The sequence below is a fragment of the Microbacterium ureisolvens genome (assembly GCF_019511645.1).
GTDB classification, from domain to species: Bacteria; Actinomycetota; Actinomycetes; order Actinomycetales; family Microbacteriaceae; genus Microbacterium; species Microbacterium ureisolvens_A.
The window spans coordinates 396,365-420,083 of sequence record NZ_JAEUAX010000003.1 but is presented as its reverse complement, the minus strand read 5'-3'; the positions used below and the strand labels follow the sequence as shown (position 1 = coordinate 420,083).

The 23,719-nt window shown below is 71.5% G+C and carries 14 protein-coding genes; 3 read left to right on the top strand and 11 right to left on the bottom strand.

Annotated elements, in window-relative coordinates:
* From JNB61_RS08445 to JNB61_RS08400, 10 genes are all read right to left on the bottom strand, one after another.
* The coding region (locus JNB61_RS08445) for an FHA domain-containing protein (protein ID WP_220339323.1) at nt 1-950 on the bottom strand (950 nt) is incomplete at its 3' end.
* A complete protein-coding gene (locus JNB61_RS08440) occupies nt 950-1,804 on the bottom strand; it encodes a PP2C family protein-serine/threonine phosphatase (RefSeq protein ID WP_220290274.1) in 855 nt (284 codons plus the stop codon). The genes JNB61_RS08440 and JNB61_RS08445, both read right to left, overlap by 1 nt.
* Nucleotides 1,804-3,063 carry an RDD family protein gene (locus tag JNB61_RS08435; RefSeq protein ID WP_220339322.1) on the bottom strand — a complete coding sequence of 420 codons (1,260 nt, stop codon included), beginning with the start codon at nt 3,061-3,063 and terminating at the stop codon, nt 1,804-1,806. Before JNB61_RS08435 ends, JNB61_RS08440 begins: the two co-directional genes overlap by 1 nt.
* Nucleotides 3,060-5,570 carry a transglutaminase-like domain-containing protein gene (locus JNB61_RS08430; protein WP_220339321.1) on the bottom strand — a complete coding sequence of 837 codons (2,511 nt, stop codon included), beginning with the start codon at nt 5,568-5,570 and terminating at the stop codon, nt 3,060-3,062. Before JNB61_RS08430 ends, JNB61_RS08435 begins: the two co-directional genes overlap by 4 nt.
* The gene (locus JNB61_RS08425; protein WP_220339320.1) at nt 5,567-6,829 is read right to left on the bottom strand and encodes a DUF58 domain-containing protein; all 1,263 of its coding nucleotides are present in this window, start codon (nt 6,827-6,829) and stop codon (nt 5,567-5,569) included. Before JNB61_RS08425 ends, JNB61_RS08430 begins: the two co-directional genes overlap by 4 nt.
* Nucleotides 6,829-7,800: an AAA family ATPase gene (locus tag JNB61_RS08420; RefSeq protein WP_220290289.1), complete on the bottom strand. Its 972-nt coding sequence runs from the start codon at nt 7,798-7,800 to the stop codon at nt 6,829-6,831. Before JNB61_RS08420 ends, JNB61_RS08425 begins: the two co-directional genes overlap by 1 nt.
* Nucleotides 7,801-7,849: 49 nt before the next feature.
* Nucleotides 7,850-13,903, bottom strand: a complete 6,054-nt coding sequence (locus JNB61_RS08415) for an Ig-like domain-containing protein (protein ID WP_220339319.1) — start codon at nt 13,901-13,903, stop codon at nt 7,850-7,852.
* Between the two features lie 213 nt (nt 13,904-14,116).
* Nucleotides 14,117-16,465, bottom strand: coding sequence for an ATP-binding cassette domain-containing protein (locus tag JNB61_RS08410; RefSeq protein ID WP_220290294.1), 2,349 nt, complete (start codon nt 16,463-16,465; stop codon nt 14,117-14,119).
* A gap of 168 nt (nt 16,466-16,633) precedes the next feature.
* Nucleotides 16,634-18,877: an LLM class flavin-dependent oxidoreductase gene (locus tag JNB61_RS08405; protein ID WP_374226632.1), complete on the bottom strand. Its 2,244-nt coding sequence runs from the start codon at nt 18,875-18,877 to the stop codon at nt 16,634-16,636.
* Between the two features lie 42 nt (nt 18,878-18,919).
* Nucleotides 18,920-19,492 carry a DNA-3-methyladenine glycosylase I gene (locus tag JNB61_RS08400; protein ID WP_159847653.1) on the bottom strand — a complete coding sequence of 191 codons (573 nt, stop codon included), beginning with the start codon at nt 19,490-19,492 and terminating at the stop codon, nt 18,920-18,922.
* Between the two features lie 247 nt (nt 19,493-19,739).
* Here JNB61_RS08400 and JNB61_RS08395 point away from each other — a divergent pair, with 247 nt between their 5' ends.
* Nucleotides 19,740-20,141 carry a glucose-6-phosphate dehydrogenase gene (locus JNB61_RS08395; RefSeq protein WP_220290297.1) on the top strand — a complete coding sequence of 134 codons (402 nt, stop codon included), beginning with the start codon at nt 19,740-19,742 and terminating at the stop codon, nt 20,139-20,141.
* Between the two features lie 54 nt (nt 20,142-20,195).
* On the opposite strand, the gene JNB61_RS08390 is transcribed toward JNB61_RS08395, so the two are convergent.
* Nucleotides 20,196-22,301, bottom strand: a complete 2,106-nt coding sequence (locus JNB61_RS08390) for an acyl-CoA dehydrogenase family protein (RefSeq protein WP_220339318.1) — start codon at nt 22,299-22,301, stop codon at nt 20,196-20,198.
* Nucleotides 22,302-22,523: 222 nt separating this feature from the next.
* Here JNB61_RS08390 and JNB61_RS08385 point away from each other — a divergent pair, with 222 nt between their 5' ends.
* Entirely contained in the window at nt 22,524-22,880 is a 357-nt protein-coding gene (locus JNB61_RS08385; RefSeq protein ID WP_220290301.1) for a VOC family protein, read from the top strand.
* Between the two features lie 16 nt (nt 22,881-22,896).
* Entirely contained in the window at nt 22,897-23,709 is an 813-nt protein-coding gene (locus JNB61_RS08380) for a glycoside hydrolase family 16 protein (protein WP_220339317.1), read from the top strand.
* The last annotated feature ends 10 nt before the right edge of the window (nt 23,710-23,719 follow it).

Here is a 23,719-nt window from a genome sequence, read left to right as displayed (position 1 = left end):
CGGGGCGGAGCAAGGGGTGCGGGAGTCGAGTCGATGGGGAGGACGGATGCTGCGCCCCCGGTGCCGCCGGCCGCCTCGCGCAGCGCGCGGGCCTGGGCAAGCGAGATCGTCGCGCCGTCGTGGTCGCCGGCGGGCGCGGGCGCCACGGCGGGCGCGCGGTCGCTCTCAGGGCGGGCCTCGGCGCCGTCGGCGGAGCGGATCACCGTGGCACCCCAGACATCGTCGAATCCCGTGGGGAGCTCGTCTTCGCCGGCCGGCACCGGACCGGCCGGAGGCAGCGGCGCGACGGCCGGTGCGAGCGGCGCGAGGGCTGAGTCGAGGGGAAGCAGGGTCTCGGCATCGACGACCGACGGCACGGAGTTCGAGTCGATGAGCCCCGAGGCGGTCGCCGTCGGGGTGGCCGCGGCGGCGACCTCGCGCCGACGCGGACCCAGAGCAGCCTCGGCCGGCGCGCCTCCGGCGGCCGAGGACGCACCGGCGGCCGCAGACGCACCCGCGGGCGCGGACGCACCGGCGGGGGCAGCATCCCATTCGATCCGGCCGGTCAGCACGATGCCGTCGGCGATCGCGAACTCGGCCGGAGCAGCGGACTCCGACGTCGTGAGCGCGACGCGCAGAACACCCGGGATCACGCGTTCGGTCCAGGTCGTGACGCCCGCTCCCGACACGCGCTCGGAGACCGTGGCGTCGACGTCGAACGCGAAGTCGCCGCGCACGGCGACGCGGACGCCGTCGCCCTCGGCGAGCGCGACGGCGAAGGCGGGGATCGCCGTCAGCGACGCGCCGTACGCGCCGGTGAGCGCCTCGATCACGCCGCCGAGGCCGCGGCCGTCGGCGAGGACGGCACGGATGCGGGTGAGCAGCGCGGCGGAGGTGCCCGGCTCGAGCACCGCGAATGCGCGCGGGGTGACGGCGGCCGGCGTGGCTCCCGGGGCGTACAGCGTGGGCATCAGAATCCTCCCGCGACCACCGCGCGGGGCAGCGTGTCGCCGTCGATGTCGGCGTCGTCGTGGGCGGGGGCACTCACCGGCACCGTATCGCGTTCGCACGCGCGGCTCGCGCGAGTGCGAACCGCCAGGGCATCCACGACGATGGCGGTGATGTTGTCGCGGCCGCCGCGCACCATGGCCTCGTGCACCAGCCGCGTCGCCGCCGCCTGCGGGTCGGCCTCGGCGAGCAGGACCCCGTGGATCGCATCCTGCTCGAGCTCGCCCGACAGGCCGTCGGAGCACACCAGGATGCGGTCGCCGTCCTCCGCAGGGATCAGCCAGTAGTCGGGCTCGGCGTCGCTGCCGGCGCCGATGGCGCGCGTGATCACGTTGCGGCGGGAATCGCGCTGGGCCGCGTCGGCGGCCAACTGACCGCTGTCGACGAGCTCCTGCACGACCGAGTGGTCGACGCTCACCTGCTCGAAGTGCCCTTCGCTGAGGCGGTAGGTGCGCGAGTCGCCGAGGTTGATCGCGAGCCAGTAGCCCTCACCGTCGACGTCGGCGATCACGACTCCCGCGAGCGTGGTGCCGGCGCCTGCGCCCGCACCGGCCGGCAGCGCCGCGACGCGGCGGCGCGCGGCGACGACGCCCGCCTGCACGTCGTCGATGGTCAGGCTCTCGCGGCCGGTGAGGCCCGAGAACTCCTGGATCACCGTCGCACTGGCGATCTCGCCGGCGTTGTGACCGCCCATGCCGTCGGCCACGAGGAACAGCGGCGACACGGCGAGGTACGAGTCCTCGTTGATGCGGCGGCGCAGGCCCGCATCCGTCGCCGCTCCGAACGCGACAGTGATCGGCGGGGTGTGTCCGGTCATCACGCGAGCCCCACCGTCACACGCCGGTCGCCGAATTCGAGCGTGTCGCCGTCGCGGAGGTTCGTGCGAACACCCGGAGTGAGCGGGATCCGCGCGCCGTCGCGGACCAGCGTGGTGCCGTTGGTCGAGTGGCGGTCGGCGATCCACGCGCCGGTGGCGCCGCCGCCGACCTCGAAGTGCGTCTTCGACAGCGACAGCGTCTCGTCGCGCACCGGGATCGCGACCGCGCCGTCCTCGCCCGCGGGATTGCGGCCGTACAGCGTGCGGCCGTACACGGCCATGCGCGTGCCGTCGTCCCACGTGAGCACCGCGATCACCGGCGCTCCGTCGTACAGCGCGGCCCGCTGCGCCGGCGGCGGCACGACGATGCGCGTGGCCTCTATATCCTCTTCGATCGACGTGGGGATCACGGATGCTGCGACCGCGGCGGCTGGGGCACGCACGGCCGGCGCAGCGGTCGCGGTGGCCGTCGCGGTCGCGGTCGCGCCGAACGGCTCGGTGGTCGTCGCGGCGGGGAACGGCACGGTGACGCTCGGGAAGGACTCCGGCTGCGGCGGATGAGTGACCGGCGGCTCGTGCGTGACCCACGGGATGTCGCCGATCACCCTGGTCGGCACGGGTGCGGCGACCGGACGCGTCGCGGCCGGGGCCGCAGTCCGCACGAACCCTGCAGCGGGCGCCGGGGCGACGGGGGGCGGCGGGGGCACAGGCGGCAGCGATGCCGCGCCCGGAGGCGGCAGGTACGGGTTCGCCGTGGCGAGGGAAGCGGGCGCCGCGGGCGCAGCATCCGTGTTCCTGATGTCGACGACGACCGCGCGCGCCGCCATGTCGTGCCACCCCTGCCGGCGGCCGCTCGTGTCGAAGAGCGGGGTGAGGTAGCCCACCACGATGGACGCGGCGAGGCTGAACACGATGTTGCGGAGGATCGCGCGCCAGAAGCCGATGGGGGCCCCGGAGGCGGCGTCCTGCAGGCGCAGGCCGAGGATGCGCTGCCCGATCGAGCCTCCTCGGCTGCCTTGCATCGCGGAGTAGACGAGCCACCAGACGAACAGCAGCAACGCAATTCCCGTGTAGCCGAGCAGGATCGTGGCCGCCAGCGCGCCGCGGTCCGCTGCGGGGCCGACGCCGAGCATGATGCCCACGACGGCGCCGACCAGCACGCCGCCGATGACCCAGGCGACGCCGATGTCGATCGCGAACGCCCCCACACGGCGTGCGATGGTCGCCGCAGGGGCGGCGCCGGGCGGGCTCACGGTCATTCGTTCTCCTGTGCGGGGTGGATGGAGGGCTCGGGTGCGCTCCGGGTCTTGCTGCCGCGACGGGAGCGCCGGGTCGGGCTCTTCGCCGCGTCGCCGCCGGGCGGCGGGGCGGAGATGGGCTGCGTCGTCCGTGCGCGCGGCGCCGGACGTGCCGGCAGCGCGAACCGCGTGCCCTCGAGGAGTGTACGGATGCTGAGCCTCGCGCCGAGACGCTGCCACACCGAGCGCCCCTTCCCCATGCCGCCGACGATCTCGTCGACCTGGGTCCAGAATGCCTCGATGTCGTCGGGCGACGGGTCGGTGGGTCCGAACACCTCCCGGTCGGCGCGCGTCGCGAGCGTCGCGACCCGCGGCTCGGCGAACGCGGCGGCGAGCACACCGGCGTCCTCCTGACGCGTCGCACCGGGGCGCACCGGGGCACCGAAGTCCGAGGCGCGGTCGACGAGCTCGTCCCACCCGCCGCTGATGCGGTCTGATGCGCGCTCCGCCTCGCGGCGCTTGCGGCGGCGCGCAGCCTTCAGCGCACCGATCACGATGAAGGGCGCGAGCAGCACGGCGAGAAGACCGAGCGCGCCGACGCCGATCGACACGATCGTCCACAAGAGGCCCGCGTCGAAGGCGTTCTCGTCCTCGGAGCCGCGGTCGTCGGCGACGGTCGGCGGCAGGTCGACGGGCTCCGTCGGCGGGGGCGGCGGCTGCAGGACCTGCGGCTTGGGGTCGGCCTTGGGCTTGGTCGTCTGGTCGCTCGGGACCTGGTCCTCGGGCGGAGTCGGGTCGAACGGCACCCACCCGGCGCCGTCGAAGGCGACCTCCACCCAGGCGTGGAGCGTCTCGCCGGTCGCGGTGTAGACCGGCTCGGCGGCGGCGTCCTCATCGGGGTAGAACCCCATGACGACGCGCGCCGGGATGCCGACCTGGGCCGCGAGCAGCGCCATGGCGGTCGCGTACTGCTCGTCGTCGCCCACCATCTGCTCCGAGCCGAGCAGTGTCGCGATGCGCTCGGCGCCGTGGCCGGCACGCGAGAGCGGCTGCCCGGCGAGGCCGTGGCTGAAGAAGCCGCCCTCCGACAGCATCTGCTGCAGGGCGCGCACCTGCTCGACGGGCGTCTCGGCGTCGGCGACGGTTTTCGACGCGATGTCGGCCAGGCTCTCGGGAACGCCGACCTGTTTCGGCATCCTCAGCGGCGCGAAGTCATGGTCGGCGAGCGCCTCGTCGCTCGGCACCTCGGGGATCACGGCCTCGAGCGTGTACTCGTCGCCCTTCTCGAGGCCGAGGGTGACGACGCCGGTATCGGTCGCCTCGTTGTAGTGCGCGGTACGGCGGAGGTCATCGACGCGGGCGCCGTCGAACGTGACACTCTGCACGGCGCCGGCGTCCGGCATCCACACGCTCTCGAGCTCGCCGATCTCGACGTGCACCGTCGCCGGCGTGCCCTGCGCGTCGGCCGACATGTTGGTGCGCGCGGGCGCGAAGGCGCTCGACGAGCCGGTGCCGTCGTCCGACACGTTGTAGACCGTGCCGTTGTAGGCGTCCATGGTGGCCAGGCGCACGCGGGCGCCCTCGGGCAGGCCGCTGACGGTGAAGAGCGGGTCGTCGGGGTGGTCGCGCACGTACGCGCGGAACGACTGCAGGGGGCTGGCGAACTCGCGGATGTCGAACGGCGGGATCACGACGTCGCGCAGGACGTACCGGGGCGACGAGGGCGCAGCGAAGGCGCTCGTGGCGACGCCCACGACCGCCGCGATCGCGACGACCCCCGCGCCCATCAGCACGCGCCGCATGCCGGAGCCCGAGCGGGCCGTGCCTTCGCCGACCGAGATCGCCGCGGCCTGCGGCTGCCACGCCTGGCGGAGCGCCAGCCACACCACGGCCACGAGTCCGAACGCGACGCCCTGCACCACGGGTGCGAAGGGCTCCGAGGTGCCCAGCGCGATCTGGATCGCGAGGAACGCGGCGGCCGGGATCAGCGCCCACGCGGCGCTGCGCAGCCGAAGCGCGAGGGACGTCGTGAGCACGGCCGCGACCAGTGACAACAGGAACGGGACGATCAGGTGGCCGTCGTCGGTGGCCACCGGAGCGATGGTGGTGAGCAGCTCTTTCCACGACATGACCGCACCGAGCGCGAGCCGGCGCAGCGTCTCGAGGGTGGGGATCACCCCTGCGACGGTGGTGTGCGGCAGCGCGAGCGCTCCGCCGAAGAGGAAGTAGACGACGATCGTCGCGGCCGTGAGGAGCAGGATGCCCCACCGGAAGAGCCGGCCGAGCACACCCAGCCCCATGCCGAGCACGAGCCCGCCGAGCGCCGCGACGAGGTAGCTCGCGCCGTCGAACGTCGGCGCGAACCCGACCACGGGGAGGAGGAGCAGCAGCCCGGCGGCGGTGAGGTCGAGGATCCAGCGGCGGGTCGGCAGGGCGTCGACGCGCGGCGCGCGGGGAACGGATGCTGCCGCCCCACCGGGTGCGGGTGCTTCGGCGCGGGTCCGAAGCGGTGTGACCGGCGCGCTCATGCGAGCACCTTCCGGAGCGCGTTCGGGAGCTGGTCGAGCGCACCGAGAGTCACGACATCCGCTTCTCCGATCCTCCGCAGCGACGGCGCCGCGTGGTCCGCCGACGCGACGACCGCGAGCACGCGCGCGCCGAACGGCAGGCGGCTGCACGCCGTGCGCAGGTCGCCCGGATCGACCTTGCTGCCGCACACGAGCACCACGACGCTCGCGAGGGGCAGCGTCGCGGCGACGACGCCGGCCAGCTCCACGACCGAGCCCGCCTTGGGCCTCGAGTGGCTGAGTGCCGAGAGGGAGTCGAGGAACTGCTTGCCGGTGCCCGACGGCAGCGCTCGCTCCTGCACGCGCACCTCGACGCGCTGGGAGTCGCGCAGCGCACGGAGGCCGAGGGAGCCCGCGGCCGAGATGGCGAGCTCGAACTCGTCGTCGTCGCGGTAGTCGGCGGGGCTCGTGGAGAGGCCGATCACGAAATGCGAGCGGCGCGTCTCTTCGTACTGGCGCACCATCATGTGGCCGGTGCGCGCCGTCGACTTCCAGTGCACGTGGCGGAGGTCGTCGCCCGGCTGGTATTCGCGCAGCGCGTGGAAGGAGACGTCGTCGGGCGAGAGGTCGGTCGCGGGGAGGCCCTCGAGGTCGCGGAGGAACCCGAGGGACTGACCGTCGAAGAGCACCGTGCGCGGGTGCACGAACAGATCGACGGGCTCGTCCCGGCGGTGCACGCGCTCGAAGAGGCCGAGCGGGTCGCCGCGCACGACGCTCACCGGGCCGACCTTCACGACCGCGCGCCGGGAGGTGGGGATGGCGAAGAGCTCCTCGGCCGATTCACCCGCCGCCAGCCGGTTCACGTCGAACACGCCCCGGCCGCTGCCGACCGGGAGCAGCACGCGGGAGGGCAGGATCGCGCGCGAGCCGGTGTTGGCGAGGGTGAGCGCACCCACCGCCCGCTCCCCCACGACGACGCGCGTGCGGTTGAGGTCGAGCGACACGTCGTACGCGGTGCGACCGATGAGGAACAGCAGACAGAGCGCCAGCACGACGGTGATCGAGATCGCCGCCACGGTGAGCTCCCACCACCCGAGCGACTGACCCGCGATCCACAGCGCGAGCGCGCCGACGATGAGCACCCAGGCGGCGGGGCGCACGACCCCGAACACGCGGCCGAGCACGGTGCCGGTGCGCCGCAGCGCGCCGAGCAGCAGCTGCCCGAACCAGGCGCGGCGGTCCTGAGCGGCCGGCGCCTGCCCGAGTGCTTCCGTCGCCATCAGGCCGCGGACCTCGCCTGCGGTGCGGCGACCGACTCGAGCACGCGTGCGATGACGGCTTCGGCCGACGTGCCGGCGAACTCGGCCTCGGGGTCGAGCACGATGCGGTGCGTCCACACGGGGGAGACGAGCGACTTGACGTCGTCGGGCAGCACGAAGTGGCGGCCCTGCGCCGCGGCGTAGACCTTGGCGACACGGATCATCGCGAGCGAGCCGCGCACCGAGACGCCCAGACGCGTGGCCGGGTCGTTGCGGGTCGCTTCGGCGAGCTGCGCGATGTAGCGCAGCACGGCGGGGTCGACGTGCACGGTTGCGGCGAGGTCGGCCATGTCGGCGACGGCGCCCGTCGTGATGATGGCGGGCAGGTGGGCCGACGGGTTGCGGTCGGCGGCGCCCGCGAGGATGCGCTCGGCCACCGCGAGGTCGGGGTAGCCGATCGACGTCTTCACCAGGAAGCGGTCGAGCTGCGCCTCGGGCAGTTTGTAGGTGCCCGCCTGCTCGATCGGGTTCTGCGTCGCGATCACCAGGAACGGGCGCCCCACCTCGTGCGCGACGCCGTCGACGGTGACGCGCGACTCCTCCATGACCTCGAGGAGCGCCGACTGCGTCTTCGGGGAGGCGCGGTTGATCTCGTCGGCGAGCACGATCGAGGCGAAGACCGGACCGCGGTGGAACTCGAAGCGATGGGAGGTCTGGTCGTAGATCGTGACGCCCGTCACGTCGGATGGGAGCAGGTCGGGCGTGAACTGGATGCGGCTCGACGTGCCCTGCACGGTGGCGGCGAGCGCCTTGGCGAGGCTCGTCTTGCCCGTGCCGGGCGCGTCCTCCAGCAGCACGTGTCCTTCGGCGAGCATCGCCGAGAGCACCAGCCCCACGACCTCGCGCTTGCCCATGAGGGCCTGGTCGACGTTGTCGACCAGTCGCGCGAAGGTGCCCTGGAACCAGGCCGCCTGTTCGGGGGTCATCGTCATGTTCGTCTCGATCTCTCGTCTCGTGTCGTGAAGGATGCCGCGACCGGGGCTAGTACCAGGTCATGGCGTCGGCGTTGCCCCAGCCCTCGATGGTCACCCACACGCGGTTGCCTGGGAAGCCGTAGTAGCAGTTGGCGCGGACGGTGCCGTTCTCGGGGACCCACGTAGCGCTGGCGCCGCCCCACGACCCGGAGCTGTCGTTGCATCGCAGGTGATAGTTGCCGGCCGGGAAGTTCTTCACCGTGACCGCCATGTACGCGCACGAGGCCGACCCGCAGTCGCCCCAGCTTCCGGAGGCGCCCTTGACGGTCTGCGCGGAGGGCTGCGGCGGCGCGACGGTGGTCGCCGCGTCAGAGACGACAGCACTCCACTGGCCCGCGGCGTCCTGCGCCCGCGCTTCGATCGTGTGCCGCTCGCTGTAGCCGTAGTTGTTGCTGCGCGAGCCGGTGTTCGCGACGTTCTGCCAGCTCCCCCCGTCGATGCGGATCTGCATCTGGGTGATAGCGCGGCCGTTCTCGGACGGCGGGCTCCAACGGTAGGTGATGCTCGTGCCGTCGGCGGTGGCGCTGACGGAGGGGTTCCTGACCGGGCCGTACGGGATGACCGAGTTCGATGCGGCAGATGCCGCTCCCGGCTCAGTCGCACCCGCGACGGTGGCCACGGCACGCACGCGCACGGAGTACGTCGTGCCGTTCGAGAGCCCGCCGATCACGCCGTTCCCGGCCAGCGCCTGCCAGTTGCCGTTGTTCACCGACGCCTGGTAGCTGATCTCGCCCGGGTTCGCACCGTTGGCGGGACCCGGCTGGTAGGTCACCGTCAGCGAGCGGTCGCCCTCGCGCGCGGTCACGTCCGTGGGCGCACCTGGTGCGGTGAACCCTCGCTGCGGCGCTGAGGTCGGGCTGAACGCGCCCCATCCGGCCTTGTTCTGCGCGCGGACACGGAACGTGTAATCCGTGGTGGATGTGTTCACCACGACCGCCTGGCTGGTCTCGCTCGCCGACACGGGAATGGTTCGGACGACACTCGAGCCCTGCAGCACGTCCAGCTGATAGCCCGAGATGGCGTCGCCGTTGTCGGCGGGGCTGTTCCACGAGACGCGAATCTGCGCCTGCGAGCCGACGGGTTCCAGACGAGCCGTAGTCGGCGCCCCCGGCGCCTCGGGCGCGCGCGCCGGGATCTCGCTCACCGACCACGTGCTCCAGCTCGACGGCTCGGGCGCGCGATTGTGCGCCTGCACGCGCACCTGGTAGGCGACGCCGTTCTGGAGGCCCTCCCACACGATCGAGTTGCCGACCACGTCGGTCTTCTGGCTGATGCCCGACGGCGGCGCCGGCGAGATCTCGAGCGTGTACTTCTCCACCGGCGAGCCGGGGGTCGTCGGGGTCACCCACGCGACGTTGAGGCTCCGATCGCCGAACGTCAGGCTCGGTGCCGCCGGGGTGTCCGGGCGCGCGTCGGGGCGCGCTGTCTCGGACGGCGCTGACGGGTCGGACGGGCCGACGCGGTTCTCGGCGACGACCGTGAAGTTGTACTCGACGTTGTTGGTCAGCCCGTCGAGCGTGCACGTGGTCGCCGAGCACTCCTTCTCGTAGTCGCCCGCGGTCGACGAGACGAGATACCGCTCGATCTCGGCGCCGTTGTTCGCCGGCGGCGTCCACGAGAGCACGACCGTGCGGTCCTGGACGCTCGACACGATCGGGGTGCCCGGCGCATCGGGCTTGCCCTGGACGGTCAGGCGGATGCGGCCCTCCACCTCGCGGTCGGGGTCGCCGGTGGCGTCCTGCACGCGGTAGCGGACGGTCATGGTGCCGAAGAACGTGGCGTCCGGGGTGACCTTCACGTCGCTGCCCGACACGACGACGTCGCCCTGGCCGGTCTCCAGCAGAGCGGTGGTGACCTCGAGCGGCTCGTCGGGGAACGGGTTCACATCGTTGGCGAGCACCGGCACGGTCACGGTCTTGCCCTGGTGCGCCTCATCGACGATGTCGTCGTTGGCGGTCGGCAGCTCCCGGGTCGACGCGATGACACGGACGTTCACGGTGCCCTCGATCGGCTCCGTGGTGCCGTCGGTGATGCGAAGGCGGATCGTCGCCGCGGTGCCCTTCTTCGTGTCCGCGGCCGCGCTCACGCGCAGCTCATCGTCCTCGATCACCGCCGCCATGCCTGCGGGCGAGCCGCCGACGATCTGGTACTCGATGCCGCCCTCGTCCTCGGGATCCGGGTCGGTCGTGAGCCCGCCGAGGTCGAGGGTCGTCGCGTCCTCGCCGGGCGCGACATCCATCTGTCCGTTCACGAAGGTCGGCTGCTGGTTCTCGGGCGGCAGCACGGTGATCGGCAGGGTCAGCGTCGCCTTGCGGCCTTCGGGGTCGTCGGGGCCGGTGCCGTCCGTCACCTCGAAGGTGATGGCATCGGGGCCGAAGTAGCCGGCGACCGACGTGTAGACGAGCGTGGTCTGGTCCTTCACGAGCGACGAGCCGTCGTGGTGCGCCGCAGTGACCTTCGCAGCCTCCGTGATGACGACCTTGCTGCCGTCGGCGGCACGCACATACTTCGACAGCGCCAGCTCGACCGTCTCGCCGCTGTTGACCTCGACCGGCTCGGTCGAGATGAGAGCAGGCGGCAGCGACGACAGGGACGGGACGTGGATGAAGGCGGATGCCTCGTTCCCGTCGCGGTCGGTGATCGTGTAGGTCACCAGCCTGCCCGTGTCGCCGAGCGTGACGCGCACCGTGCCGTCGGCGAGCACGCGCGAGTTCGCATCCGCGACCTCGAGCTCGAGGTCATCGACGGTGCCGTCGGGGTCCTCGTCGTTCGCGAGCACCTCGAGGTCGACCACGCCGTCCTCCACGTCGGCGGCGAGCACGTAGTCGTCACGCGCGATCGGCTTCTGCAGCGGCACGTCCTCTGCGACGGTGATCTGAAGCACGGCCTTCGCCTCGGCGCCGCGCGCGTCGCGGATCGTGTACTGCAGCGACGTCTCGACGGGCTGCGAGGGCGAGGTCACGACGACACGGTTGCCGTCGACCTTCGCCTTGAGCCCGGCGACGTCGGGCAGGATCAGGCCGTCCCTGACGATGCCGAACTCGTCGCCGTCGGGATCGGAGTCGTTGGCGAGCACGGGGACCGCGACCGAGCGGCCCGGCCGCATGATGACGGAGTCCTTGACGGCGTACGGCGCCTGGTTCACGCCCTCGGCCGGCGCGATGCCCACACGGATCGTCGCCGTCGCCTCGGCACCGAGGCGGTCCCGCACCCGGTAGCTGAAGGCGTCGACGCCCGCGGTGTCATCGAATGCCTCGTAGACGAGGTGGTCGGGTCCGGTTTCGGTGATCCGGCCCTTTCCGGGCGAGGAGGCGAGCCCCACGAGCTCGACGGAGTCGCCGTCGGAGTCGATGCCGTCCAGTGGCACCGCGATGCGGACGCGGCTGCCGGCGAGCACGCGAGCGGTGATGTCCCGCGGCCGCGGGGCGGCGTTGGTGTCGGCGTTGACCGGCAGCACCTGGATGGTGATGTAGCCGGCGTCCTTCTGTCCGGTGCTGTCGACGGCCTCGTACGTCGCATAGACCGTGCCCGGTTCGTCGGAGGCGCGGAAGCGCACGGTGTCCTGCGAGACGAAGATCTCGCCGTCCTCGGGCTCGATCAGCGGGGGCACGAGCTCCGGCGCGAGGTGGATCGTGTCGCCGTTGGGGTGGTAGTCGTTGTCGAGCACCGGGATGGTCACGACGTCGCCCGCGCGCACCACGACCTGGTCGTCGTTCGCGACGGGCGGGCGCAGCTGCGCCGGAGCCGGGATCGGGATGACGATGACGTCGCCCTCGGCCGACTGCGAGCCGTTCGAGATGCGGTACGAGATGCGCACCTGTTCGGACAGCGCCGCCTGGTCGCTGATGCGGAGGGTCTCGTGGTTGAGCACGGCCACCGCGATGCCCGAGTTGGGCTCCACCGTCACGGACTGCACGACGAGGATGCCGCCGGAGGGGTCGGAGTCGTTGGTGAGAACGTTGACGAGCACCTGGCCGCCGCTGGGCAGCAGCGCGACGTCGCGCACCGCGACCGGAGGCAGATCGGTCTCACCCTCGGGGAGGACGTCGACGCGCACGATACCGGGGACGCCTGCGGCGCCGGCCGCCACCATGTACTGGACGTAATAGGTTCCCGGCGTCGCCGAGCGGAACGTGAACGTCTTGTTCGCGTAGTCGGGGACGATGTCGGCACCCGGCACGGGATCGACCCGGGCGAGGCGCAGCGGCTCGCGGCCTGCACCGACGTCGTTCGCGAGCGGCGACACCGTGGCCGTCTGTCCGGTGCGTACGGCGATGTAGTCGGCGTTCGTGACCGGGTCGATCGAGCCGACGGGGCGCACGTCGAACCGCACGGTGCCGACGGTCACGTCGGACCCGTCCGAGACGGTGATCTCGACGTCCTTGCGCCCCTGCGCGCCGCCGACCGCCCGGTACGTGATGCGGCCGTCGGAGGTGTAGTCCGCCTCGTCGCCCTCGGCGGGCTGGACGGAGCCGAGGAACACGTCGTCGCCGTCGGGATCGATCCAGTCGGGCAGCACGTTGTAGGTGATCGTGCCGCCGGCCTCGACGGCGACCGTCGTGACGCGGTTCTGCTTCGGCGGGGAGTTGACATCCCAGCCGTGCACCGAGAACGAGACCTTCGCGGTGTCGGTGCCGCCGCGGCCGTCGGAGACCTCGTAGGTGAAGGATGCCGAGCCCTCGGCGTCCTCCGGGACCGCGATCTGCAGCGCCCGGCCGTTGTCGATCGACTGGATCTCGCCGATCGACGGGCCGCCGTCGACCACGCGCGTGGTGAGCAGGTCGCCGTCGGGGTCGCTGTCGTTGTCGAGGATGGGGAGGATCGTGGTGCGGCCCGGGCGCACGCCCAGGTCGTCGTCGTTCGCGTCGGGCGGGGTGTTGATCTCGGAGCGTTCGGGCAGGACCGTCTCGGTCGTCTCCTCCGTCGTCTGCTCGTCGTCCTCGGTCTCGCCCTCGGGAGGGGTCATCTCATCCCAGTTGTCGACGCGCTGCAGGTCGTCGGCGGCCATCCACGTGGCGCCGCCGACGACGTCGTTGAGCACCACGACGTCACGGTTGACGCGGAACTTCAAGAGCGACGTCGGCTCGATGCCGTCGATGTCGACGGAGAGGTCGTCGGCGTCGCCGGCGCAGTCGCGCACGAACCGGCCCGAGCCCGTCCACGCGGCGTAGCCGCAGCCTTCGAGCCACACCGGCTCCGCGGGGGCGCCGTCGGCTCCGGCCTCGACCGTCGTGGGCTCCGAGCCGTCGAACGGCACACGCACGAGCGCCGACGCGGTGGAGAGGGAGACGGCATCGGATGCCGCGGACGGCTGCTGCAGGACCGCGCTGCGTCCGCCGTCGACCTCCGCCCTGCGCCCGTCGACGATCACGGTGCCGGTGGTGGTGTCGAGCACGGCCGGCTTGTCGCCAACTGCCGTGACCGAGAGTTCCGCGTCGTCGCCGACGCCGGGGAGGCTGGAGCGGCTCGGCTCCTCGGGAGTGCCGTCCGCAGCGACGCGGATCGTGACGAGTTCGGAGGACTTCGGCGAGACGGCGTAGACGACGCCGTCGACGCCGACCGCGACATCCGCGCCCTTGCCGACGTTGGCGGTCGCATCCGTGCCCTCGATATGGAACGAGCCGACGCTGGCGCTCGGAACGACCCACAGGTCGCCCGAGGCGGGATCGAGGATCGCGACGGTGTCGCCGCCGAGCGCCACGTCGGCGCCGGCCGGGACGCCGGCCGCGCCCGAGAGCGCGACCATCGCCGGGTCGACGACGCTCACCGAGGACCCGGCGTCATCGACCAGGAGCACGGTGCTGCCCGACTGGAGGATGTCGTAGTCGTCGCTCGTGGTGCGCAGGGCCCCGTCGAGCACCTGCGACTCGTGATTGAAGTGACCGACGAGCAGGCTCGACTGCTTCGTGACCCACACACCGCCGTCGTGAAGGTCGACCTCCGTCGTGGGCACCCCCTGGTAGACGAACGCGAGGGTCGTGATCGTGACCGCGGCCGCGGTCACCGCTCCCGCCGACGCGAGGGCGCGCGGGCGCGCACGAAGCCAGGCGAATGAGCTCATGGGGACGTCGGCCTCCTCCGGGCATCGTGCGTCTAGTCGTGGCGTGGGACCCCGGCGAGGGGCGTCGCGAGCTCACAGAAGACCTGGGGGAACACCCCAGCCTAACGCGCGACCACGGACGCGACGAGACCGGGAGTGTCAACTGGGGAGATCGTATTCCCCTGGTCACACCGGGTCGATGGGGACAAACACCCATCCGCCGCCGGGCACCGGTCAGGCGCCGACATACTCCCGCAGGTGCTGGGCGGTCAGCGTCTCGGCGCTCGCGACCAGGTCGGCCGGCGTGCCCTCGAACACGATGGAGCCGCCGTCGTGCCCGGCGCCAGGGCCGATGTCGATGATCCAGTCGGCGTGCGCCATCACGGCCTGGTGGTGCTCGATCACGATCACGCTGTTGCCGGCCTCGACGAGGCGGTCCAGCATCCCGAGCATGTTCTCGACGTCTGCGAGATGCAGGCCCGTGGTCGGTTCGTCGAGCACGTAGATCGCACCCTTCTTCGCCATCGAGATCGCGAGCTTCAGGCGTTGACGCTCGCCGCCCGACAGCGTGTTGAGCGCCTGGCCGAGCGTGATGTAGCCGAGGCCGACGTCGATCATGCGCATCAGCGTGGTGTGCGCCGGGCCCTTCGCGAAGAACACGGATGCCTCGGCGGCAGACATCGCGAGCACCTCGGCGATGTTCTTTCCGTCGAGCGTGTACTCGAGCACCTCATCGCTGAAGCCCGACCCCTCGCAGAGTTCGCAGAGGGTCTCGACGGTCTGCGTGAAGCCGAGGTTCGTGATGATCACGCCGAGGCCGCGACACGCGGGGCACGCGCCCTCGGAGTTGGCGCTGAACAGCGCCGGCTTCACGCCGTTGGCCTTCGCGAACGCGGAGCGGATCGTGTCGAGGATGCCGGTGTACGTCGCCGGGCTCGAGCGCCGGTTGCCCTTGATCGGCGCCTGGTCGACGACCACCACGTCGTCGAAGCCCGGCACGTTGCCGTGGATGAGCGACGACTTCCCCGACCCCGCGACGCCGGTGACGACGGTGAGGATGCCGAGCGGCACATCGACGTCGACGTTCTTGAGGTTGTGCTGCGTCGCGCCCCGGATCTCGAGCACGCCCCTCGCGGCGCGCGTCGACTGCTTGAGCCGGGCGCGGTCGTCCAGGTGGCGTCCGGTGATCGTGCCGGAGGTACGCAGACCCGCGACATCCCCCTCGTACTGCACTTCGCCGCCCGCGCGACCGGCGCCGGGACCGAGGTCGACGATGTGGTCGGCGATCTCGATGACCTCGGGCTTGTGCTCGACCACGAGCACCGTGTTGCCCTTGTCGCGCAGCAGCTTCAGCAGCCGGTTCATGCGCTGGATGTCGTGCGGGTGCAGGCCCGCCGTCGGCTCGTCGAAGACGTAGGTGATGTCGGTGAGCGCCGAGCCGAGGTGCCGGATCATCTTGGTGCGCTGCGCCTCGCCGCCCGAGAGCGTGCCCGACGCGCGATCCAGCGACAGGTAGCCGAGCCCGATGTCGATGAACGAGGCGATCGTCTGGCGCAGGCCCACCATCAGCGGCGCGACCGACGGGTCGTCCACCGTGTCGAGCCACGTCGCGAGATCCGTGATCTGCATGGCCGCAGCATCCGCGATGCTGATCCCGTCGATCTTCGACGAACGCGCCCCCTCGTTCAGACGCGTGCCCCCGCAGTCGGGGCACGGCAGGAACTTCACGGCGCGATCGACGAACGCACGGATGTGCGGCTGCAGCGAGTCGCGATCCTTCTGCAGCATCGACTTCGTGATCTTCGGCACGAGGCCCTCGTAGGTCATGTTGATGTTCTGGATCTTGACCTTCGTCGGCTCCTTGTAGAGGAAGTCCGCGAGCTCCTGCTCGGTGAAGTCCTGGATGGGCTTGGCCGGGTCGACGAAGCCCGACTCGGTGAACCCCCGCACCATCCAGCCGTCGGGGTTGTAGCCCGGGACCTGGATCGCGCCGTCTTGCAGGGACTTCGTCTTGTCGTAGAGCTCGTCGAGGTCGACGTCGCTCACCTCGCCGAGGCCCTCGCAGCGCGGGCACATCCCGCCGGTGATCTCGAACGACCGGCGTTCCTTCACCTGCTTCCCGCCCTTCTCGAGCGTGATCGCGCCGGCGCCCGAGACCGAGGGGATGTTGAACGAGAACGCCTGCGGCGAGCCGACGTGCGGCTGGCCGATGCGGCTGAACAGCAGGCGCAGCATCGCGTGCGCGTCGGTCGCGGTCCCCACCGTCGACCGCGCGTTGGAGCCCATGCGCTCCTGATCGACGATGATCGCCGGGCTCACGTTCTCGAGCGCGTCGACCTCGGGGCGGCTGAGCTGCCCCATGAACTGCTGCACGAACGTCGGGTACGTCTCGTTGATGAGGCGCTGCGACTCGTTCGCGATGGTGCCGAACACCAGCGAGGACTTGCCCGAGCCGCTCACCCCGGTGAACACCGTCAGCCGCCGCTTCGGGATCTCGACCGACACGCCCTTGAGGTTGTTCTCGCGGGCGCCGACGACGCGGATGACTTCGTGCGAATCAGCGATGTGGGACTCGGATGCCATGCGCACGAGTATGCCCGGCAACCCGGACACCGCGCTTCCTGAATCCTGCTCGATCCGGTGTCGCATCGGGGTCTGGGGCGCACCGCGACCGTTCGGGGCGGGCGACGTGCGCCCCGAACGGACGGCATGCGCCCCAAACCCGTCAAGGCGGGGGATGGATGCTGCGGCTCAGGCCGCGTCGGACTCCGCAGGCTCGATCGCGAAGTTGTCGCGGAAGACGCACGTCGGGTCGTACGCCGCCTTCACGCGCCGGAGCCGCTCCAGCGTCGCGGGCGGGAACGCCTCGGCGATGCGCTCCGGCCGCTCGGACGAGTCGAAGCTCAGGTACATCCCGTCGACGTGGTCGTCGAGGGTGCGCCACTGGGCGTCGAGCCGTTCGGGGTTCGACCCGAGCGCCGCCACCGAGAAGTTCGCCGACCGATGCGCGTACGCGGTCTCATCCTCCGCGACATCGGCGACCGCTGCGCCGACCGCGCGGAGCTGGAAGAACGGGACAGCGCCGGATCGCAGCATCCGTTCCACCGCCTCCGCGAAGGCGGGCGTGACGTGCTCGATGAGGCCCGAGCGCGAATGCGGCTCGCCCGCGCCGTGCTGCGGGCCGAGGTCGGCGCTCGCCATGATCTGCGGGTAGGTGGTGAGCTGCACCGACTGCTGGACGAGCGGCGCGAGCTCGGCGAACGGCTGCAGGCGCGCGATGATCGTCTCCGGGTCGTCGGAGTCGACGATCCCGTAGAGCTGGACCACCTGCGGCTGGCCGGGGCGGGGTCCGCCCGTGAGCAGGAACAGCGTGAGGTCGCGCGGCGACGCCTCGACGATGCGGCCGTAGCCCTCGAGGAACTCCGCGACGTCATCGACCTGGAAGGCGAGCTGCGCGTACCCCACCTGGCCGACCTCGTCGACCTCGAACTCGAAGGCCGTGACGATGCCGACATTGGCGCCGGCGCCGCGGATCGCCCAGAAGAGGTCGGGGTGGGTCGAGGCATCCGTCCGCACGATCGAGCCGTCGGCGAGCACCACCTCGGCGGCGCGCAGGTGATCGATGGTGAGCCCGTGCTCGCGGGCGAGCAGCCCGATGCCGCCCGCCGTCGCCAGGCCGCCGACGCCCACTCCCCCGTAGTCGCCCGAGGTCAGCGCCCAGCCGTGCTCGCCCAGCGCCGCAGCGACCTTCGCCCAGCGGGCGCCCGGGCCGATGCGAACCAGCCGGCGGTCGGCGTCGAGCACCTCGATCTCGTCGAGGCGGCGGAGGTCGATCACGATGCCGCCGTCGTTCGTCGAGCGGCCGCTGATGCCGTGGCCGCCGCTGCGCACCGCGAGCGGGAGCTCGGGATGCCGGCGCGCGAACGCGAGCGCCTCGGCGACCTGCTCGGCCGACGAGGGCTGCAGCACGAGGCCGGGGCGTCCGCCGCGCATGTAGGTGGCACGCACGTCGCCGTACTCGAAGTCGCCAGGCTCGATCGCGCGAAGGCCCGCCGGCACGTCGTCGTAAGCGATGCCGTCGCGCCGCGCGGCGAGCGCCGCGGCGGATCGGACGGATGCTGCAGCCGTGCCTTGTCGGCCGCGCTCGGCGGCGACGAGCGCGCGGGCGGCCGGCGCGACGTCTTCGCCGAAGCGCTGGAGCAGGTTCGGGTCGTCGGCCGCGATGATGAAGGTGCCGATGCCGTCCTCGAGGGCGAGGCGGGCGAGGCGCTCGGCGAACTCGTTCGGGTCGGCCGCGAGCTGCCCGATGTTGAGCAGGCGCCGGATCTCGCGCGGGTCGCGGCCGACGGACGCCGCGGCGTCGTCGATCGCGGCGTTGCCCCGGGCGAGGTCGCCGGGCTTCATGTAGCCCAGGGACGGCAGCCACCCGTCGCCCTTGCGCCCGGTGAGCGCGAGCATGCGCGGCTTGTACGCGCCGATGTGGATGGGGATGTCGTGCGCCGGCCGCGGCCCGCGCTTCGCGCCGTGCACCGCGTGGTACTTCCCGTCGGAGAAGACGCCCCGGCGCTCGTCGGTGCGCCACAGCTCTCGGATGACGTCGATCGCCTCGCCCAGCGCGGTGACTGCCTGCCCGGGCGTCAGCCGCGTGCCGCCCATCGCCTCGATGGCGTCCCAGAAACCGCCGGCGCCGAGGCCGAGGTCGAAGCGCCCGCCCGACAGCAGGTCGATGCTCGCCGCCGCGCGCGCCACGACGGCGGGCGGGCGCAGCGGCACGTTCAGCACGTTGGGTGCGATGCGGATGGTGTCGGTGCGCGCCGCGACGAACGACATGAGCGTCCACGTGTCGAGGAAGGCCGGCTGATACGGGTGGTCCTGGAAGGTGACGAGATCGAGACCGGATGCCTCGGCCACCTGCGACAGCAGCACCGGCGCCTCGGGGCTCGCGGCGGAAGGGGTGATGAAGGCGCCGAATTCGAGTGGGTGTCCGTAGTCCACGATCTATTCGAACGCATGGGGACTGCTCGTTGTTCCTCGCCCTCAGCCGACGCGCCAGCAGCCGTTGACGTGGTCATCGACCATCCCGGCCGACTGCATGAGCGCGTACATCGTGGTCGGGCCGACGAACCGGAAGCCGCGGCCCCGGAGAGCCTTGCTCATCGCCTCGGCCTCGGCGGTGATCGCCGGCACCTCGGCGAACGTCGCCGGACGACGATGCGTGCTCGGCGCGAACGACCACATGAAGGCGTCCAGCTCGCCCGGCTCGAGTTCGCGCACCAGACGGGCATTGGAGATCGTGGCCTCGATCTTGGCGCGATTGCGGATGATCCCGGCATCCGTCATCAACCGTGCGACGTCGTCATCGCCGAACGCCGCCACCGCCTCGGGCTCGAAGCCCGCGAACACCTCGCGGAACCGCGGGCGCTTTCGCAGGATCGTGATCCACGACAGCCCCGCCTGGAACCCCTCGAGGCTCATCTTCTCGAAGAGGGCGCGGTCGCCGTGCAGGGGCACACCCCACTCCTCGTCGTGGTAGCGGGCGTACTCGGAGTCGTCGCCGACCCAGGCGCAGCGCGCGCGGCCGTCGGCGCCGAGGCGGACATCGGTGCTCACCGCGCCAGCCTAGGCTTCCCCGCGGACATGCAAGTGGCAGCATCCGATCCGAGCGAGACACCGCATTCGCGATCAGAAACCATGCATGCCGAGGTTTCTTCACGGATCTGCGGTTTCTCACGCTCGGGCGTCGCCGCCGGGCGCGAACGTTCAGCCGCAGGACACCGGCTCGATTCCCGGATGCCCCCTGCGTCGCTTACCTTGGAATGTCGGGCTGTTCGCGCCCGCGCAGCTGGGAGGCAGGACCATGAAGATCGTCGCGTCGGCGGATTGGCGGGACTCGGTCCCCTTCGAGAACCCCGTGCTCCTCGCAGACGTGGTCCCGGGCGAGCCGACGCGCTGCTTCTCATGCGGCCCCGACTCCGCGCTGCTGCCCCGCACCGAGCTGTGGGCCTACAAGCACCGCCACCCCAAGAACCACGACGGCTACGTGCGCTTCTACTGCGCGTACCACGTGCCCGCCGCGGCCATCGTCCCTCAGGCGGCGGCGCCGACGGCCCGCGCGAAGTCGTCCTCGCCGCGTCCGGCCGCTGAGCGCCGCGTCGCCAAGCCGGTCGTTCCCGAGCGCGTCCGCGCGATGTGCCCGAACTGCTTCATCGAGGTGTCGGCGACCGGCGAGTGCGGCAACTGCGGCTGGACGGCGGACTGATCGCACGGCGACGGGTCGCAGCATCCGTCATCACGAGCCTCCCGCTTCTCGTACCTACTTCTTCTTGAGCGACTTCTCCGACACCGGCGCGTTGCCCGACGCGGCGAGCGCGCGGTAGTACTCGCGGGCCTCGTCCTGCCGCTCGCGCTCGGCACCGGACGCGATCGGCGCGCGCACGTGCTCGGGCGCGAAACCGTAGGCGTCGACGAGATCCTGCGCGTGAGGGCGCAGTCGCGCTGCGAGGCGGTCGATGTAGCGGGAGACGGATGCTGCGCGCTGCGTCGAGAGCCGGCCGTTGATGATGTACCACGCGAGGTGCTTCTCGATCAGGTGCAGGCCGAACAGATCGCGCAGCCACGTCAGGACCTGCTTGGTGCCCTCGTCGGAGACGCGGTTCACGCCGTCGGTGAAGGCCTCCCACTGCAGCAGCTCGCCATGGGCGCGCGCCGCCTCGATCAGCTCGGCCTGGTGGCTGTTGAACAGGGCGGCGGCTTCGCCGGGCGAGAGCCTGGTCGCCGGACGCAGCGCCGCGGCGACATCCGCCACCATCTGCTGCACGCGGCCGGCGAGCAGCTCGTGCTGCTGGTCGGTGCGCAGGCCCAGCTCGATCGAGCGCGCGGTCGAGCCGAAGTCGGTCACCGTCTGCCCGAGCTGGCGCAGACCCGCACCGTGGAACAGCTTGCCCGCCGTGTGCTTGGCGGCGAATCGCGCCAGCTTCGCGGCATCCGCGCCCTTGAACTGCTTGGCGTAGTCCGACAGGAGGCGCTTGCCGACCAGCTGGAGAAGGACGTTGTTGTCGCCCTCGAAGGTGACGTAGACGTCGAGGTCCTGGTGGAGGCCGACCATGCGGTTCTCGGCGAGGAAGCCCGAGCCGCCGCAGGCCTCACGGGCCTCCTGGATCGTGCGCAGCGCGTTCCAGGTGCTGAGCGGCTTGAGCGCCGCGGCGAGCGTCTCGAGGTCCTCGCGCTCGTCAGGGGTGTCGGTGCGTCCCGAGAAGACCGCGTCGAACTTCTTGAGCAGCTCGTCGTGGCTGAAGAACTGCGCGTAGTTCTGCGCAAGGAGGGGCAGCAGGCGCCGCTGGTGCTTGCCGTAGTCGAGCAGCACGACCTCTTCGGTGCCGGCGCCCGAGTCGAACTGACGGCGCTGGTTGGCGTAGGTGAGCGCGATGTGGAGCGCGAGCGCGGTGCCGGTGGTGGCGGCGCCGTCGAGCGACACGCGGCCCTGCACCAGCGCCCCGAGCATCGTGAAGAAGCGGCGGCCGGGGGTGGGGATCTCACTGCTGTACGAGCCGTCGGCGGCGACCTGACCGTAGCGGTCGAGCAGATTGAAGCGCGGGACGCGGACGTGATCGAAGGCGAGGCGGCCGTTGTCGATGCCGTTGAGGCCGCCCTTCACGCCGTCGTCCTCGCTGACGACGCCCGGGAGCATCGCGCCCTCGTCATCGCGGATCGGCACGAAGAAGCAGTGCACGCCGTAGTTGACGCCGCCCGTGATGAGCTGCGCGAACACCGTGGCCGCCTTGCCGTGCAGCGCCGCGTTGCCGAGATAGTCCTTGTACGCGCCGCGGAACGGCGTGTGGATCACGAACTCTTCGGAGTCGGGGTCGTAGGTGGCGGTCGTGCCGATGGCCGCGACATCCGATCCGTGCCCGGTCTCGGTCATCGCGAACGCGCCCGGGAGGCTGAGGTCGATGACGCCGGGGAGCCACGCCTCATGGTGCTTCTCGGTGCCGAGCTGGAAGATCGCGGAGCCGAACAGGCCCCACTGCACGCCCGACTTGATCTGCAGGCTCGGGTCGGCGAGCACGAGCTCCTGGAAGCCCGCGAGGTTCGCGCCGTTGTCGTTCAGCCCGCCGTAGGCCTCGGGGAACGCCCGGCGCGAGCCGCCGTGCTCGACGAGCAGATGCAGCTGCGTGAGCACGCGCTCGCGGTGCTCGGACATCGACTGCCCTTCGACGCGCCAGAACGCCGGGTCCTTGATCATCTCGCGGGCCTCGCGGCGGGTGTGCGCCCACGTGCCGAGGAGCAGATCGGTGACCGCGGCGATGTCGATGCGGGGATCGGATGCCTCGGCCGCGGTGTGCGGAGCGGTCGGGGCTCCGCCGGCAGGCGTGTTCTTGTGGACGGCGGGCTTCTTGGTGCGGACGGCGGCGTCAGCCATGTGCATCACCTCTCGGTGCGACGGGGAAGGATCACGTTCCCCTCGACCGTAGGACTCCCACAACCTCCACTCAAAGCGACTGGTGGAACTCCACAACACCAGTGCGACACGGGTGACGGATGCCTTGTGCGAGACGCACAGGCGAGCCGCCGCAGGAGCCGGTGCCCGGGTCGTTGCCGGCGCACCCGCGCGAACGTCCGCGGCGAGGCCTAGGCTCAGGGCATGGCCCCGCCGACCGCGATCACGACCGCGTTCATCCCCGTGCACGATCCGCGTGCGAGCGCGCACTGGTACGCGGACGCCTTCGGCCTGGGTGTGGTGGAAGAGAGCGACTCCTCGAGCGTGCTCGCCGGCTCGCACGGACAAGTGACGCTGATGGGCCCGAAGAGCGGCATCCATGTCGACCCGGGCCTCCCGTGGGCGACGTGCAACTTCCGCGTCGACGATCTCGCCTCCGTGCACGAACGCCTCGCGCGGCTGGGCGCGCATCCGAGCGACGAGCTCGGCGACCCCGAGCGCTGCCTGTTCTTCACCGCGACCGACCCCGACGGGAACACCATCCTCGTCACCGACCGCTGAGGGCCCGATGGCCGACATGACCGACGACACGACGATTCTCGACACGTCGCCGCTCGACCTCGACGGCCGCGAGCCCGACCTGGACGAGCGCTTCGGCGAGGGTGTGCTCGACGAGAAGGTGTGGTGGCCGCACTACCTGCCCCACTGGTCGTCGCGCGAGCGCACCGCCGCCCGGTACCGGATCGCGCCCGACGCGCTCGAGCTGTTCATCGACGCCGACACCGCACCGTGGTCCCCCGAGTTCGACGGCGAGAACCGCGTCTGCCACCTCCAAACCGGCCAGTTCTCCGGTGAGCGCGGAAGCCCGATCGGGCAGCACCGCTTCCGCGACTCTCTGGTGGTGCGCGAAGAGCAGCCCGAGCGCCGGCTCCACCTCCCGCGCTTCGGTGTGATCGAAGTGCGCATGGCCGCGGTGCGCCACCCCGACGCGATGGTCGCCTTCTGGCCCATCGGCTTCGAGGACCGCCCGGAGGACTCCGGGGAGATCTGCATCGCCGAGATCTTCGGCAGCGAGATCGACGACGACGGCGGCTGGGTCGGCGTCGGCGTCAAGCGCCAGCACGACTCGCGCCTGCGCGACGAGTTCGAGAAGATCCGCGTCGACGGCGACCTCACCGAGATGCACGACTACGCCGTCGAGTGGACGCCCGATGCCGTGCGCTTCTTCATCGACCATCGGTGGGTGAAGACCGTGCATCAGCGCATCGACTACCCCGTCCAGCTCATGCTCGACCTCTACGAACTGCCGCGCGCCGACGGCACGCGCGACACCGCCGCGCTGCCCCACACCCTCCGCGTCGAGCGGGTGCGCACGTTCCCACCCCGCTGACGCGCGCGCC

Bases quoted from the DNA above. Each gene is read 5' to 3' on its own strand.
- JNB61_RS08440 (WP_220290274.1), bottom strand. From the start codon at position 1,804: ATGACCGGACACACCCCGCCGATCACTGTCGCGTTCGGAGCGGCGACG.
- JNB61_RS08435 (WP_220339322.1), bottom strand. From the start codon at position 3,063: ATGACCGTGAGCCCGCCCGGCGCCGCCCCTGCGGCGACCATCGCACGC.
- JNB61_RS08430 (WP_220339321.1), bottom strand. From the start codon at position 5,570: ATGAGCGCGCCGGTCACACCGCTTCGGACCCGCGCCGAAGCACCCGCA.
- JNB61_RS08425 (WP_220339320.1), bottom strand. From the start codon at position 6,829: ATGGCGACGGAAGCACTCGGGCAGGCGCCGGCCGCTCAGGACCGCCGC.
- JNB61_RS08420 (WP_220290289.1), bottom strand. From the start codon at position 7,800: ATGACGATGACCCCCGAACAGGCGGCCTGGTTCCAGGGCACCTTCGCG.
- JNB61_RS08415 (WP_220339319.1), bottom strand. From the start codon at position 13,903: ATGAGCTCATTCGCCTGGCTTCGTGCGCGCCCGCGCGCCCTCGCGTCG.
- JNB61_RS08410 (WP_220290294.1), bottom strand. From the start codon at position 16,465: ATGGCATCCGAGTCCCACATCGCTGATTCGCACGAAGTCATCCGCGTC.
- JNB61_RS08395 (WP_220290297.1), top strand. From the start codon at position 19,740: ATGAAGATCGTCGCGTCGGCGGATTGGCGGGACTCGGTCCCCTTCGAG.
- JNB61_RS08390 (WP_220339318.1), bottom strand. From the start codon at position 22,301: ATGGCTGACGCCGCCGTCCGCACCAAGAAGCCCGCCGTCCACAAGAAC.
- JNB61_RS08385 (WP_220290301.1), top strand. From the start codon at position 22,524: ATGGCCCCGCCGACCGCGATCACGACCGCGTTCATCCCCGTGCACGAT.
- JNB61_RS08380 (WP_220339317.1), top strand. From the start codon at position 22,897: ATGACCGACGACACGACGATTCTCGACACGTCGCCGCTCGACCTCGAC.